The 14,156-nt window shown below is 61.5% G+C and carries 13 protein-coding genes and 1 pseudogene; 9 read left to right on the top strand and 5 right to left on the bottom strand.

What is annotated here, in order from left to right; genetic code table 11:
• Window positions 1–92: 92 nt before the first annotated feature.
• Window positions 93–923 (bottom strand): alpha/beta fold hydrolase, encoded by an 831-nt coding sequence (locus tag GPJ75_RS13785; protein WP_163268909.1) that lies wholly within the window; start codon window positions 921–923, stop codon window positions 93–95.
• A 332-nt stretch (window positions 924–1,255) separates the two neighbouring features.
• Here GPJ75_RS13785 and GPJ75_RS13780 point away from each other — a divergent pair, with 332 nt between their 5' ends.
• Complete coding sequence (locus GPJ75_RS13780; protein WP_163268908.1) at window positions 1,256–1,714, top strand: GNAT family N-acetyltransferase; 459 nt, start codon at window positions 1,256–1,258, stop codon at window positions 1,712–1,714.
• A gap of 20 nt (window positions 1,715–1,734) precedes the next feature.
• Window positions 1,735–3,195, top strand: coding sequence for a RimK family protein (locus tag GPJ75_RS13775; protein WP_163268907.1), 1,461 nt, complete (start codon window positions 1,735–1,737; stop codon window positions 3,193–3,195).
• A 63-nt stretch (window positions 3,196–3,258) separates the two neighbouring features.
• Here GPJ75_RS13775 and GPJ75_RS13770 read toward each other — a convergent pair whose 3' ends face one another.
• The gene (locus GPJ75_RS13770) at window positions 3,259–3,939 is read right to left on the bottom strand and encodes a GntR family transcriptional regulator (RefSeq protein ID WP_163268906.1); all 681 of its coding nucleotides are present in this window, start codon (window positions 3,937–3,939) and stop codon (window positions 3,259–3,261) included.
• Window positions 3,940–4,074: 135 nt separating this feature from the next.
• On the opposite strand from GPJ75_RS13770, the gene GPJ75_RS13765 reads away from it, so the two are divergent.
• From GPJ75_RS13765 to GPJ75_RS13735, 7 genes are all read left to right on the top strand, one after another.
• Complete coding sequence (locus GPJ75_RS13765) at window positions 4,075–5,079, top strand: TRAP transporter substrate-binding protein (protein WP_163268905.1); 1,005 nt, start codon at window positions 4,075–4,077, stop codon at window positions 5,077–5,079.
• Between the two features lie 77 nt (window positions 5,080–5,156).
• Window positions 5,157–5,735, top strand: coding sequence for a TRAP transporter small permease subunit (locus GPJ75_RS13760; protein WP_163268904.1), 579 nt, complete (start codon window positions 5,157–5,159; stop codon window positions 5,733–5,735).
• Window positions 5,732–7,048 (top strand): TRAP transporter large permease, encoded by a 1,317-nt coding sequence (locus tag GPJ75_RS13755; RefSeq protein WP_163268903.1) that lies wholly within the window; start codon window positions 5,732–5,734, stop codon window positions 7,046–7,048. Before GPJ75_RS13760 ends, GPJ75_RS13755 begins: the two co-directional genes overlap by 4 nt.
• A complete protein-coding gene (locus GPJ75_RS13750) occupies window positions 7,045–8,478 on the top strand; it encodes a malonyl-CoA decarboxylase (protein WP_163268902.1) in 1,434 nt (477 codons plus the stop codon). Before GPJ75_RS13755 ends, GPJ75_RS13750 begins: the two co-directional genes overlap by 4 nt.
• Window positions 8,475–9,989, top strand: coding sequence for a malonate--CoA ligase (locus GPJ75_RS13745; protein ID WP_163268901.1), 1,515 nt, complete (start codon window positions 8,475–8,477; stop codon window positions 9,987–9,989). Before GPJ75_RS13750 ends, GPJ75_RS13745 begins: the two co-directional genes overlap by 4 nt.
• Window positions 9,990–10,119: 130 nt before the next feature.
• Entirely contained in the window at window positions 10,120–10,548 is a 429-nt protein-coding gene (locus GPJ75_RS13740; protein ID WP_163268900.1) for an OsmC family protein, read from the top strand.
• Between the two features lie 144 nt (window positions 10,549–10,692).
• Window positions 10,693–11,040 (top strand): DUF1353 domain-containing protein, encoded by a 348-nt coding sequence (locus GPJ75_RS13735; protein WP_163268899.1) that lies wholly within the window; start codon window positions 10,693–10,695, stop codon window positions 11,038–11,040.
• Window positions 11,041–11,135: 95 nt separating this feature from the next.
• On the opposite strand, the gene GPJ75_RS13730 is transcribed toward GPJ75_RS13735, so the two are convergent.
• From GPJ75_RS13730 to GPJ75_RS13720, 3 genes and pseudogenes are all read right to left on the bottom strand, one after another.
• On the bottom strand, window positions 11,136–11,432 hold the full coding sequence (locus GPJ75_RS13730) for a hypothetical protein (RefSeq protein ID WP_163268898.1): 297 nt from the start codon (window positions 11,430–11,432) through the stop codon (window positions 11,136–11,138).
• A 113-nt stretch (window positions 11,433–11,545) separates the two neighbouring features.
• The gene (locus GPJ75_RS13725) at window positions 11,546–13,294 is read right to left on the bottom strand and encodes an ABC transporter ATP-binding protein (protein WP_163268897.1); all 1,749 of its coding nucleotides are present in this window, start codon (window positions 13,292–13,294) and stop codon (window positions 11,546–11,548) included.
• Between the two features lie 17 nt (window positions 13,295–13,311).
• Window positions 13,312–14,105, bottom strand: a pseudogene (locus GPJ75_RS13720) (iron chelate uptake ABC transporter family permease subunit).
• Window positions 14,106–14,156 lie beyond the last annotated feature (51 nt).

Raw genomic sequence — 14,156 nt, 5'->3', positions numbered from 1 at the left:
GCGGCCTTTGATCCGACGAAGCAGTTCCTCGCCGGCAGGCCTGCCTCCTCCATCGTTTCAGACAGGCTCATGCTCTCGCAACTGGTGGAGGATCAGCCTTCGCCATCGCGTGATAGAATTGCGTTCAGCCGCTCCGAGACGAGACGCGGAGCTTCGAGTTGGGGCAGGTGGCCGACGCCGGGCAGTGTTTCGAACGATGCCTGGGGGATCAGCGCATGAAGTGCTTTGCCGCGCTCCAGCGGGATCCATGGATCGTCCTCACCCCAGATTATCTTTACCGGACACCGAATATCGCCGAATACCGGCTCGACTTCAGCGGTGTATTTTTCGTCGGCTTGCGCGAATTGCCGATAAAAGCTTGTCCGGCCCTCCTGGGAGAGCCACGGCTCGACAAGCTTCGCGAAGTCTCCGGGATCGATCTCGTTGACGATCGCCCCCTTGATGTAAGCCTCTACGACCGCCTGGTGGATATGCGGCGGTAGGCCCAGAAAGGCATCCACGTGGCGACCGACGTGATCGAAGAACTCCGATCCCCATGGGCGCATCGCGACGACGTTCATCAGGACATACCGGTCGAAGTCGCAACCATGCAGCAAATGCGTCCTTAGCGTCGTCGCCCCACCCATATCATGGGCGAGGACCATGGGTCGCTCGAGACCCCAATGTGCAAGCATCTCGGCGAAGACATTACCTTGCACATCAAGTGAGGTGCGCTGCTCCGCGCGTTTGTCGGATTGCCCATATCCGGGCATATCGTACCAATGAACATGAAACCGCCTGGCAAGATCGGGGATCATTCGATGCCATGAAAACGAAGACCATGGCCAGCCATGGGCAAGTACGAGCGCTGGCCCGCTACCACATCGGCCGGCCGCTACGGTGCCTGCGGATGTTTCCGCGGTTTCATCCAGTTTCCACGACATCGAACATCCTCCTTCCTAGGGATATTTCATGCGGGTGCTGTAGCCCAATAACCACCACATAGTTCCTTCGAAGCCCACTTCCGACCCGTGTGTAGCTACGAGCGTTGGCTGCTTGGCCCGTGGTCGCGATTATACATGTGGTCTTCAAGCCTGGCTGGCGGCTCCAATTCTGACGAAACGCCAAGGACCGACTCGGGCTCGCGCTGGCCGCCACAATTCGGCCTAAATTCAGGAGCGTTAGCGCAATTCGGCTTGCGCGGCAGAAGGCGACTCGCAAGCATCCCTCGCCGCCGAGGGGGGGTCGGCCTTCTGGCCCGAGGTAAGCAGCCGAAATGGCCCCAATACTACGCTTAGCCTGTGCCTCCGATATCGATCAGCTCGACGCGATTGAACGGAGCGCCTTCACGCATGACCGCCTTTCCCGCCGCTCCTTGCTAGGCTGCATAAGGCGGGAAACTGCGCAGATGATCGTTGCCGATTGTGGCGGCACACTTGCAGGATATTGCCTTGTCCTTTTTCGTAAGAGCAGCCGCATCGCACGTCTCTATTCCTTAGCCGTGGCGCCATGTTATGCCGGTTCCGGCGTCGGCCGGGCGCTGCTTGCCGCCGCCGAGAAGGCCGCGCGCGGGCAGGCCCGTCTTTTCCTCCGCCTCGAGGTCCGCGAGGACAATCTTCGCGCCATCGGACTCTATGAAAGGGGGGGCTATCATCATTTCGGCCGCAAGCCTGGCTATTACGGCGATGGCGCGGCCGCGATCAGAATGGAAAAGCGCCTTGAAAGTGCGACATAAGAGGAGACAGGGGCTGCACTATGAGCTGGGTCATTCTCACCGGCAGACAAAGCGACCTTGATCAGGTCGCAACCCCTCACAAGATCATTACCAACCGGGACTATCTTTCCCATCCCACTCTTTTTCGGAACCAGCGGCCGAAGATCATCAACCTGTCCAACAGCTACGCTTATCAGAGCCGCGGCTACTATGCTTCGCTGCTGGCGAGTTCGCGCGGCCATCGGGTGATCCCGACCGTTGAGACGATGATCGACCTGTCGGAGCGCAAGCTCTACGAAGCGGCGTTGCCGGAGCTCGAGCAGGCGCTCAACAAATGCCGCAAGGAGCTGGGCGGCACGCTTCCAAGTACGGTGACGGTCTTCTTCGGCATCGGCCCCTCCAAGGCTTGGGATCGCTTCGCGCGGCTCCTTTTCGACTGGTTCCGCGCGCCAGCCCTCGAAGTGATCATCAATGACGGCCAGCAGAACTCCATCAAGAAGATTGGCTTTCTTCCGCTTGGCCGCATGGATGCCGATCAAAAGGCATACTTCATCACCTGTCTGGGCAGATACACTGCCCGCGAATGGCGCGATAGCAAGGCGCGCACGCCGGCACGCTACACTTTCGCCACTCTCATCGATCCGCAGGAAGAGTTGCCGCCGTCCTCGGTCGCCTCGCTGAAGCACTGGTCGCGGATTGCTGAGAAGATGGGTGTCGAGGTCGAGCCGATTTCGAGGAAGGACCTTGCAAGATTAGCCAATTACGATGCGCTCTTCATCCGCGAAACCACATCGATCTCCAACCATACCTATCGCTTCGCGCGCCGTGCGCAGCAGGAAGGCATGCCGGTGATCGACGACCCGTTGTCGATGATACGCTGCACCAACAAGGTCTATCTCCATGAATTGATGTCGGCCACCAAGGTGCCGGTGCCGCCGACGGTGATGATCGCCGGGCCAGGCGATCTGCAGGTTGCGGCCCAGACGCTTGGCTTCCCGCTGGTCCTGAAGATTCCCGACGGATCCTTCTCCCGGGGTGTGAAGAAGGCGTCGAACCTTGCCGAGCTAACCGAGCTCGCTACACAATGGCTCGCAAAGTCCGACCTGCTGATCGCCCAGAAGTTCGTCCCCACCGATTTCGACTGGCGTATCGGCGTGCTCGGCGGCCAGCCACTCTTCGCCGTCCACTATCTGATGGCGAAGAAGCACTGGCAGATCGTCAATCACGATCGTCGCGGTCGGCCCGACCAAGGCGGTATCCGTACCGTCAGCCTGCGGGACGCACCGGCGATCGTCGTCGACACCGCTGTCAAGGCGGCAAGTTGCATCGGTGACGGCCTCTATGGTGTCGACCTGAAGGAGACCGCCGACGGCATCTACGTCATCGAGGTGAACGACAACCCGAATCTCGACCATGGCTGCGAGGATACCGGCGAGAAGGATGAGGTCTGGATCCGCCTTACGCAGTGGTTCATCGACCGCCTGGAGCGGGCGGGACGATAGCCGGCGCGCTGCCGGCGAGCTTGGCGCTGAACGGGTCGGCGATCGCCGCCATGCCGAGGCCTTTCATCGGCGCTGACCGCCCGCGCCTGTCGCCTCGCGTCTGCTGAGGTTTGAGACCAGATCGCTGAAGCGGTCGCCTTGCACGGCGACATGGTCGCGCAGGCGGGACCGCGCGGCCTCGGCGTCGCCGGCCAGGATCGCTTCGACGATAGCCGCATGCTCGCTGAAGGAGACCTTCATGCGGTTGCGTACGCGCAGTTGCAGGCGCCGGTAGGGGCGCAGGCGTCTGTGAAGGGCCACACACTGCTCGGCGAGGAAGCCATTGTGGCTGGCCGCGTAGATCGCGTAGTGGAACACCTCGTTGTCATAGTAGTAGGAATCGGTGTCCTCGCGTTCTGCCGAGTGCTCACAGCGCGAATGGCTCTCCAGGATAGCGGCCTTGTCCTCCTCGGTATGACGACGGGCTGCCAGTGCGCCCGCCATGCTCTCAAGCTCGGCCATCACCTCGAACATTTCAAAAATCCTGTCGGGGCCAGGATCGACAACAATCGCACCACGCCGTGGCCTGATCTCGACCAGGCCGATGGCGCTGAGCTGCATCAGCGCCTCGCGGATCGGCGTGCGCGACACGCCGAAACGGGCGGCGAGTTGTACCTCATCGAGGCGTTCTCCAGGCTCGAAAGTCCCGGTCACGATGCCGTTTTCGATTTCGTCGCGCAGTTTGTGAAATGTGTTCCCAGCCATTTGGTCCTCGAAAGGAAAGATCCCGCCAAAATACATGATGATCTCTTTTGTATACAAAAAAATTGACATTGAGCACAAGATCGGCAAGCTGCAATGCTCATGCGGCGGGAGGGCCGCAATACCAGGGAGGACAAAATGCAGAAACTCGTAAGCATGCTGAAATTGGCGACCTGTATCGCTGTTGGCTGTGTTGCCGCCGGCGCCGCTGGCGCGCAAACAGTTTTGAAGGCGTCGCACCAGTTCCCGGGTGGGAAGGGCGACATACGAGATGAGATGGTGCAGCTGATCGCCCGCGAGGTGGCTGCCGCCGATGTCGGTCTCGAGATACAGGTCTTCCCCGGCGCATCCCTTTACAAGCCGAATGACCAGTGGAACGCCATCACCCGTGGACTGCTCGACCTGACATCCTTTCCACTCGACTACGCATCGGGCCGGCATCCGGAATTTTCGGCGACGCTGATGCCTGGCCTTGTCGGCAATTTCGACCGCGCCATGCGCCTGAACGATTCCGACTTCATGAAGGACATCAAGCAGATCATCGAGGATGCGGGCGCCATCGTGATTTCGGATGCGTGGCTGTCGGGCGCCTTCGCATCCAAGAAGAACTGCATCACCTCGCCGGACACCGTGAAGGGGCAGGTTATCCGTGCGGCAGGTCCAGCGTTCGAGGAAATGCTTGCGGCTGCCGGTGCGTCGATCACCTCGATGCCGTCGTCTGAAATCTATACTGGCATGCAGACCAACGTTCTCGACGCCACCAACACGTCTTCGGCGAGTTTCGTATCCTATCGGTTGTTCGAGCAGGTGAAGTGCCTGACGGCGCCGGGCGACAACGCCCTGTGGTTCATGTACGAGCCGGTGCTGATGTCCAAGAGCGTGTTCGAAAAGCTGACACCGGAGCAGCAGCAGGCTATCCTGGACGCGGGCGAGAAGGCCGAGGCATTCTTCAACGAAGAAATTAGGAACGGCGACACGATGATGGTCGAGACCTACGAGAATGCCGGTGTCGAAGTGGTCGAAATGTCGAAGGCGGATTACGATGCTTGGCTCGAGGTGGCCAAGGGGTCTGCCTACAAGAACTTCGCCGAGAAAGTGCCGGGCGGCGACAAACTGATCGAGAAGGCCTTGGCTGTAGAGTAGGGATCGGTGGGGGGTCGGCGGCATGCATGGGAACGTGCACCGCCGGCTGGCTTCCTCCCGCAACAAGGTATTCTCGAATGGTGCAGGTCTATATCCGGGTCGTCGGCCACTTGTCGCGTGCTTTTGCAGTGCTGGCGACGGGACTGATGATCTCGGCCATGGTGGTCGTCTGCCAGATGATCTTGATGCGTTATGTCTTTCGGTTGCCGACGATCTGGCAAAACGACTTTGTTGTCTTCGCGGCCACCGGGGCGATGTTTCTCGGTGCGCCATACGTGTTGCTTAGAGGCGGCCACGTCGGCGTCGATGTTGTCGAACTGATCGTCAGCGACGGAGTTCGCCGGCGGCTGCGCCTTCTTGCAAGTCTGCTCGGTCTTTCCTTCTGCGTCATCATGCTCGCGGCGACTTGGATCCAGTTCCACGACGCCTGGGCCGGCAATTGGCGTCATTCCAGCGTCTGGGGGCCGCCGCTCTGGATACCGCTGTCGGCATTGCCGCTGAGCTTTGCCATGCTCTGCCTGCAATATGTCGCGAAAATCGCGGCGCAGCTTTCGGGTCGCCTGAAGGAGCCGGTCGATCCTCGGACCACTCATGTCGGGGTGGGTACCGAAAGTCTGGTGAGCACGGAGCCTGTCGCGAGAGGAGACACACGATGAGCCCGACTTTCGCCGGCTTGACAATCATCGCCGCCCTGTTCGTGCTTTTGGGCACCGGCATGCCGATCGCCTTTGCACTTGGACTTGCCGCCTTCCTCGCCCTATTCCTGCAGAGCGGTGTCGGCATCTTTTACATCCTTGGCGATACGATGTTTTCGGGCATCGCCAATCTTGCCTATGTGGCGATACCGATGTTCGTCCTTATGGGCGCTGCGGTTGCATCGTCGCCGGCGGGCGCCGATCTCTACACATCGCTCGACCGCTGGCTGAACCGCGTGCCTGGCGGACTGGTCCTTTCCAATATCGGCGCCTGCGGCATCTTCTCGGGCATGACAGGCTCGTCGCCGGCCACCTGTGCCGCCATCGGTAAGATGGGCATTCCCGAAATGCTGCGGCGTGGCTATCCGACCTCGGTCGCAACGGGCTCCATCGCCGCGGGCGGTACCCTTGGCATCCTCATCCCGCCTTCGGTAACGCTGATCGTCTACGGCATCGCCACGGAGACCTCGATCGGCAGGCTGTTCATGGCCGGCGTGCTTCCGGGGATCATGCTGACCTTCATGTTCATGATGTGGGCGATCATCGACTGCAGGCGGAAGGGATATGACTTCAACACGCGCGCCATGCGCTTCACGATGCGCGAAAGGCTGGCGGGGCTGCCGCGCGTCCTGCCTTTCCTGCTGATCATCGTTGGCACGCTCTATGTCCTCTACGGCGGGATCGCTACGCCGTCCGAGGCGGCGGGCGTGGGGGCGATGCTCACGCTTCTTGTCGTTGTCATCGCTTACCGGCTGTTCCGCTTCCGTCCGATTGCCGGCATTTTCGGTTCGGCCATGCGAGAGAGCGTCATGATCATGATGATCATGGCGGCGGCGGAGCTATTTGCCTTCGCGCTGTCCTCGCTCTTCATCACCCAGACCATCGCGGCGGCCATCGCCGACATGGAGGTCAATCGCTGGGTGCTGATGGGCATCATCAATCTGTTCCTGCTGGTGGCGGGCATGTTCCTGCCGCCGGTGGCCGTCATCGTCATGACGGCGCCGATGCTGTTCCCGATCATCACCCAGGCGGGTTTCGACCCGTACTGGTTCGCGATCGTGCTGACCATCAACATGGAGGTAGGGCTGATTACCCCGCCGATCGGGCTCAACCTGTTCGTCATCAACGCGATCGCACCCGACGTGCCCACCAGGGACATTTTGTGGGGTGCGCTTCCCTATGTGTTGGCCATGTTCCTGGCCATCCTCATCCTCTGCCTCTTTCCTGGTATCGCCACCTGGCTGCCCAACCAGATGATGGGAGTTGTCCAATGAACGGCGCGACGTTCTTCAGCGATATGCTCCAGGCCATCACCGATCGCGGGCGCCGGGTGCTGTCCCTCAGTCCGCGCGATGGCGCTGCACGCATAGGCATGGGCGCCGTGGAAGCGGCCTGCGAGACGCTGCTTTCGAGCCGGGGTGAGGCGTCCGGCATGGCGCTCGCAAAGGATATTCTGGATCGCTGGGAACATTTCGACCAGGCACAGCGGCGCGATTTCATGATGATGCTGCTTCTGCGCTTCGGGCCGGATGCGGAGCGGCTGGAACGCGCCATCGACGCTTATCGCGCCGAACGGACACCGAGGGCGCTGCTTGAGCTGCATACGGCGGCTGAGCCGCGCCGCCAGGAACTGATCCGCCGTCTCAATCTGGCGCCGAAGGGCATTTCCATCCTCGTACGCATGCGTGAGACGCTTTTGAGCCTCAAGGCCGAGGAGCCGGAGCTTGCGGCCGTCGACGCCGATTTCGCGCATCTTTTCACATCCTGGTTCAATCGCGGCTTCCTGATGTTGTTGCCGATAAGCTGGTCAACGCCGGCGGATATCCTCGAAAAGGTAATCCGCTACGAGGCGGTGCATCACATTGACGGCTGGGACGAATTGCGGCGGCGGCTCAAGCCGGAGGATCGGCGCTGCTTTGCCTTCTTTCATCCGCAGCTTGTCGATGAACCGCTGATCTTCGTCGAAGTCGCGCTGATGAAGGAGATCCCGACGAACATCGCCGACGTCCTGCGGGAGGACCGGGCGCCGCTGCCGGCTCAAGAGGCGACGATAGCCGTCTTTTATTCCATTTCCAACTGTCAGGCGGGGCTGCGCGGGGTCTCGTTCGGCAACTTCCTGATCAAGCAGGTGGTCGAGGATTTGCGCCGCGAGTTGCCTAAGCTTACCGTCTTCGTCACTCTTTCACCGGTTCCAGGCTTTGCCGACTGGCTGTCGCGTGAGCGCCGGGCGGAAGCCTCCGAAGTGCTGGGTGCCGAGGAACGCGAGCGGCTGGAGGCGCTGGATGATCCCGAATGGGCGGGCAAGCAGGACGTTGCCGCGCATCTGAAGCCGGTCATGACGGCGCTTGCCGCCCGCTATTTCCTGCGGGCGCGCACGGCGAAGGGCAAGGTCGTCGATCCTGTTGCCCGTTTTCATCTTGGCAACGGCGCGCGGCTTGAGAGGATCAATTTTCTCGCCGACCGCTCGCCGCGGGCCATGCGTCAGGCGCATGGTCTGATGGTCAACTATCTTTACAAGCTTGAGGACATCGAGGCCAACCACGAGGCTTTCGCCGCACGTGGCGAGGTGGTCGCCGCGCAGCCGATCCGCCGGCTGGCGCCGGCAGGCCGCACCGCACGAAGCCCGATGTCCGGCACGCCAGCAGGTGAGGGCCCGGCAGGCGAACGTATAAGAACAAAAAGCAGCAAGGAGTTTTCTCAATGAGCAACCATATGTTCGACGCCGTCCGTGATGCCGCAAGGCCGGGCGCCACCTTCATCGAGACGCTCGATGGACGGGTGTGGACATATGATGACATGCTCACAACTTCCGGTCGGCTCGCAGCCACGCTGGAAAAGCTGTCAGTGCAGCCGGGTGACCGTGTCGCCGTTCAGGTGGAAAAGAGCCCCGAGGCCTTGATGCTCTATCTCGCCTGTCTGCGCGCGGGTGCTGTCTATCTGCCGCTCAACACCGCCTACACGATCGCCGAACTTGATTATTTCATCGGTGACGCGGAGCCGCGGCTGGTGGTGTCGACGCCCGATGCGGCCGACGGCGTTCGCGTCGTTGCGGCGAAACATGGGGCACGCGTCGAAACCCTTGACGGCAAGGGCGGCGGCACCTTGCTGCATCTCGCGCAGGAGATGGAGCCTGATTTCAAGAATGCAGCGCGCGGGCCGGACGATCTGGCCGCCATTCTCTACACCTCCGGCACCACCGGCCGGTCGAAAGGGGCGATGCTCACGCATGACAATCTCTTGTCCAATGCACTGACGTTGCGCGAATATTGGCGCTTCACCACCGCCGACCGGCTGATCCATGCCTTGCCGATCTTCCACACACATGGACTGTTCGTCGCTTCCAACGTGATCCTTCTGTCTGGCGCATCAATGTATTTCCTGCCGAAATTCGATGCCGACGAGGTGTTGCGGCTGATGCCGAAGGCGACCGCGCTGATGGGAGTGCCGACCTTCTATGTGCGGCTCGTGCAGCACGAGGGCCTCAACCGAGAGGTGGCTGCTGGCATGCGCCTGTTCGTTTCCGGTTCGGCGCCGCTCCTTGCGGAGACGCATACGCGCTTTCGCGAGATTACCGGCCACGCGATCCTGGAGCGCTACGGCATGACCGAAACCAACATGAACACGTCCAATCCCTATGACGGCGAGCGTATCGCCGGCACCGTTGGCTTTCCCCTGCCTGGCGTTTCATTGCGCATCACGGATCCCGAAGCGGGCAGGCCGCTCGGTACCGATGAGACGGGCATGATCGAAGTGAAAGGCCCCAATGTCTTCAAGGGCTATTGGCGGATGCCGGAAAAGACGGAAGCCGAATTTCGCCCGGGCGGTTTTTTTATCACAGGGGACCTCGGGAAGATCGATGCGAAGGGTTATGTGCATATTGTCGGGCGTGGCAAGGATCTCGTGATTTCCGGTGGATACAACATTTACCCCAAGGAGGTCGAAGCGGAGATCGACCAGCTTCCCGGCGTCATCGAAAGTGCGGTCATCGGTGTGCCGCATCCGGATTTCGGCGAGGGCGTCACGGCAATCGTCGTGCGCAAGCCGGATGCTGAGATCGACGAAGACACAGTGCTTGAGGGTCTCAAGGAGCGGCTCGCGCGCTACAAGCAGCCCAAGCGCGTGATCTTCATCGAAGATCTACCGCGCAACACCATGGGTAAGGTGCAAAAGAACATCCTGCGCGACAGCTACAAGTCGCTCTACTCTGGCGGCTGAAGCAGCCTGCAAACCCCTGCCGATGCCGTGGCTATGTGCAAGCGCTTGCATAGGCGCATCGGTCGGTGTTTGCAGTTGACCAGGTCCACCGGACTATGATGGATGCGTTGTGACGACAGGGGTGAATCTCATGAAAGCACGCATCAAATGGGTCGAGGACCGGACCTTCATCGGCGAGTCGGGAAGCGGGCACAAAATCGTGCTTGGGACGGCTTTTGGGCCGGAGGGGCGAACTCCGGGGCCGAGCCCCATGGAGATGGTACTGATCGGGACCGGGGGCTGTTCGGCCTTCGATGTCGTGCACATCCTTGAACGGGGCCGCGAGGCGGTCGAGGACTGTGTCGTCGAGATGGATGCTGAGCGTGCGGAACAAGACCCGAAGGTGTTCACCCGCATTCATATGCATTTCATAGTCAAGGGTCGTAGCCTGGCGACAAACAAGGTTGAACGCGCCATTGGGCTATCGGTCGAAAAATACTGCTCGGCGTCGGCGATGCTCGCAAAGACGGCGACGATCACCCATGATTTCGAGGTCATCGACACCACCGAAATCGCCTGATCTAGAGCGCCTGCGTCTATTTGGACGCCGGCTCACCCCTGATCCCTCCTGATCGTGCTGCCGCCGTCTGCCCCATGGCGAACGCGTGACAAGCGGTGTACCTTCTGCACTACGGCAAGCCATACCGGCGAGGGGGTACTGGCCGTGAGCGCTTATACGGAATTCACCGGCACTGTCCGCCACGTGGGCGGTATCCGCTACACGCTCACCGAGCCGCTTATCTGGCATATCGGCGTAGAGGATGGGCCGGCTTATACTGTGCCGGCGGGCTATATCTTCGACGTGTCGGTGCCGGCATTTCTCCGCTGGCTTACCGACCCGCACGACAAGCGATATTTCAAGGCGTCCGCCTTGCACGATCACATGCTGGAAGCTGACTGGTCACGGATCACCGCAGCCGCCGAGTTCCACAACGCCCTGATGGCCGACGATGTGCCGGCGTTGCGCCGTCTGGTGATGTTTCTGTCCGTCGCGCTCTGGAAGTACCGGTAGGCCAACGGGACCGATCTAGCGGGATGAGCCGGCACTAGATAGTTGCAGCCCCGGCATCCCGGGGCTGCCTCTGTTCGTTGGACGACCGCTACCCGTCAGCGTGCAATCTGAAAGCGGGGGGTGGGTTCGTTATTCTCGTCGCTTGGACCGAACCCTTGCGCGGCCGAGAAGCCGACGGGTCCGCCGGCGCCGACGGGGAAACTGAGCGATGTGCTGGCGCTCCCGACGCTCGAGGTCACACCCGTCCGATCAAGCGCAGGCGTGGTCTGCAAGCGGGGGATAGGTTGACTGTTTGCATCGCTGGGCCAGAAGCCCCACGCGGCGTCGAAGGCTGCGGCGTTGCCGACGCTAAGCATGGTGAGAACGGGGGTGAGAATGACAATCTTATGCATATTAACCTCCACTGTTTGGTTCTGCGAGGTCTTCAGAGATAAGGCATATGCATAGAAGCCCACGTGGATGGGAACGTGGTAACGGGCGTTGAATCTGCTTGGAGGAAACGTGATTACTCAGCAAGTAGCTCGGTGAGGGTTGTACGAGGGTCACCCTGGTCATCCCCATGCAGCCGCCGATAGAGGCCGCCACGCCTTAGAAGTTCTTCATGCGTGCCCTGTTCGCGGATGCCGGACCTGTCGATCACGACGATCCTGTCCGCGTTGCGGACCGTGGCAAGGCGATGGGCGATGACGAGCGTGGTGCGCCCTTGCGAGAGTTCGGCGAGAGATTTCTGGATCTCGCGCTCAGTCTCCGTGTCGAGCGCCGAGGTGGCTTCGTCCAGGATGAGGATGGGTGGGTTCTTGAGGAAGATGCGGGCGATCGCCAGGCGTTGCTTCTGGCCGCCGGACAGCTTCACGCCGCGCTCGCCGATGACGGTGTCCAAGCCCTCCGGCAGGTCGCTCAGCGCTTCCTCGAGCCGCGCGCGGTGCGCTGCGTGCAGGATCTCCGCCTCGCCGGCGCCGAGCCGGCCATAGGCGATGTTGTCGCGAATGGTTCCTCCGAACAGGAACACGTCCTGCTGCACGATGCCGATCTGCCTGCGCAGCGAGACGAGCGTCATGTCGCGGATGTCGATGCCGTCGATGGTGATGGCGCCCGCCCGAACGTCGTAGAAGCGCGGCAGCAGCGCGCACAACGTCGTCTTGCCGCTGCCGGACGGACCGACGAATGCGATGGTCTCGCCGGCTGAAATCGCAAGGTCGACACCTTCCAGCACCTTGCGCTTTCCATCATAGGCGAAGGTGACATCGCAGTAGCGTATGTCGCCCCGCAGCGCCGGGGCGGGCGGTGCGCCCGGGCGGTCGGCGATGTCAGGCTCTGTTTCGAGGAGCTGCAGATAGCGGCGGAAACCCGCGATACCCTTGGGATAGGTCTCGATTACGGCATTGATCTTCTCGATCGGCCGAAAGAAGACCGTCACCAAAAGCAGGAAGCCGACGAAGCCGCCATAGGTCAGGCTACCCTGCAGGACAAAGTAGCTGCCGGCGAGCATGACCACGATCTGGACCATCCGCATGCCCATGTAGCTGAGCGAGGTCGATGCGGCCATGATCTTGTAGGCCTCAAGCTTAGTGTCCCGATAGCGGCTGTTGTCTTGGGCGAAGAGCTCGCGTTCGTGGTCTTCGTTGGCAAAGGCCTGGACGACGCGCATGCCGCCGACATTTTCTTCGATGCGGACGTTGAAGTTGCCGACCCTGTTGTAAAGGGTCTGCCAGTTACGCGTCATCCGTCCGCCATAGGTGGTGGTCACCCAGGCGATAAGAGGTACGATGACGGCCGTTATCAGAGCCAGTTCCACATTGACGGTGAGCATGAGCACAAAGGCGCCGGCAAAGGTCATGACGGCGATGAAGAGATCCTCGGGGCCGTGATGGGCGATCTCGCCGATTTCCTCCAGGTCCTTGGTAACGCGGGCGATGAGATGGCCGGTCTTGTTGTTGTCGTAGAAGCGGAAGGAGAGCTTCTGCAGATGGTCGAACGCCTTGCGGCGCATATCGGTCTCGATGTTGATGCCGAGCATGTGGCCCCAGTAGACCACCACCGCGTTCAGCGCCGTGTTGGCGATGTACATGGCAAGGAGCCCGGCCGCGGCTAACAGGATGAGCGACCAGCTGTGGGTTGGCAGGAAATTGTCGATGAAGAGCTTGGCAGCCATCGGAAAGGCAAGCTCCAGGAGCCCGGCCAGGATGGCGCAGGAGAAATCCAGCAGGAACAGCTTTTTATACGGTGCGTAGTAGGAAAAGAAACGTCGGAGCATGGACCTCACGCGAGTGGCTACGTGGTGTTGCCGGGCCCCGAAGATACGCCCCTTCCGAGAAGCCAGACGAGATAAGGCCCTGAAAGGAGTGCGGCGAAAAGCCCGACGGGCATCTGATACGGGAAAGCGGCCATGCGGCCAAGCCAATCGGCCGCGACCATCAGCCCGCTGCCGATCAGCACCGCGCCTGCCAGGTGCCCGAGCCCCACGGGAAGTCCGATCCGGCGGGCGACATGCGGTGCGACGAGGCCGACGAAGCTCAGCGGCCCACCAGAAGGGACGCTGCTGACGTGAGCAAGGCCGACGCTGTCACCAGCACGATGCGGCAGCGGCGCACGGGCAGGCCTAGGGCGGATGCCGTGCCGTCGCCGAGCGGCAGGGTTTCCAGCCAGCGGCGGGCGAGCGGCAGGGGCGGGACGAGCAGTGCTGTAGCACCGGCCGCGAAGGCGGCGTCCGTCCAGGCCGCACCGTTGGTCGAGCCGCTGAGCCAGCCCAGAAGTGCGAAGGACTGCATGTTTCCCATGGCGATGACCGAGGTGAGCACAGCGCTGCACAGCGCCCCCATGGCGACACCTGCCAGAAGGAAATGGCCGCGCCCGAACCGGGCCTTCGCGGCGAACGCCAACATGAGGGCGAGCGCGATCATCGCGCCGAGAAGCGAGAAGCCGAAGCGGAGCTGAAGCCCCGGCGCGGCGAAGAGAAAGAGGGCTGCCGTGAGCCCCACGCCGGCCCCCGCTCCGACGCCAAGCACCTCAGGACTCGCTAGGGGATTTCCCGTCAGCCTTTGAAGGATCACGCCGGCGGCGAGCATGGCGCCCGCCATGGCGGCTACGACCACGCGCGGACCGCGCTGCTCACTCGC

The sequence above is a fragment of the Chelativorans alearensis genome (assembly GCF_010993735.1).
In the GTDB taxonomy this organism is placed as follows: domain Bacteria; phylum Pseudomonadota; class Alphaproteobacteria; order Rhizobiales; family Rhizobiaceae; genus Chelativorans; species Chelativorans alearense.
Note: the sequence above shows the minus strand (reverse complement) of the source record. Positions and strands in the feature narration are given on the sequence as shown.

Bases quoted from the DNA above. Each gene is read 5' to 3' on its own strand.
- GPJ75_RS13770 (WP_163268906.1), bottom strand. From the start codon at position 3,939: ATGGCTGGGAACACATTTCACAAACTGCGCGACGAAATCGAAAACGGC.
- GPJ75_RS13745 (WP_163268901.1), top strand. From the start codon at position 8,475: ATGAGCAACCATATGTTCGACGCCGTCCGTGATGCCGCAAGGCCGGGC.
- GPJ75_RS13740 (WP_163268900.1), top strand. From the start codon at position 10,120: ATGAAAGCACGCATCAAATGGGTCGAGGACCGGACCTTCATCGGCGAG.
- GPJ75_RS13775 (WP_163268907.1), top strand. From the start codon at position 1,735: ATGAGCTGGGTCATTCTCACCGGCAGACAAAGCGACCTTGATCAGGTC.
- GPJ75_RS13765 (WP_163268905.1), top strand. From the start codon at position 4,075: ATGCAGAAACTCGTAAGCATGCTGAAATTGGCGACCTGTATCGCTGTT.
- GPJ75_RS13780 (WP_163268908.1), top strand. From the start codon at position 1,256: ATGGCCCCAATACTACGCTTAGCCTGTGCCTCCGATATCGATCAGCTC.
- GPJ75_RS13730 (WP_163268898.1), bottom strand. From the start codon at position 11,432: ATGCATAAGATTGTCATTCTCACCCCCGTTCTCACCATGCTTAGCGTC.
- GPJ75_RS13785 (WP_163268909.1), bottom strand. From the start codon at position 923: ATGTCGTGGAAACTGGATGAAACCGCGGAAACATCCGCAGGCACCGTA.
- GPJ75_RS13750 (WP_163268902.1), top strand. From the start codon at position 7,045: ATGAACGGCGCGACGTTCTTCAGCGATATGCTCCAGGCCATCACCGAT.
- GPJ75_RS13725 (WP_163268897.1), bottom strand. From the start codon at position 13,294: ATGCTCCGACGTTTCTTTTCCTACTACGCACCGTATAAAAAGCTGTTC.
- GPJ75_RS13755 (WP_163268903.1), top strand. From the start codon at position 5,732: ATGAGCCCGACTTTCGCCGGCTTGACAATCATCGCCGCCCTGTTCGTG.
- GPJ75_RS13760 (WP_163268904.1), top strand. From the start codon at position 5,157: ATGGTGCAGGTCTATATCCGGGTCGTCGGCCACTTGTCGCGTGCTTTT.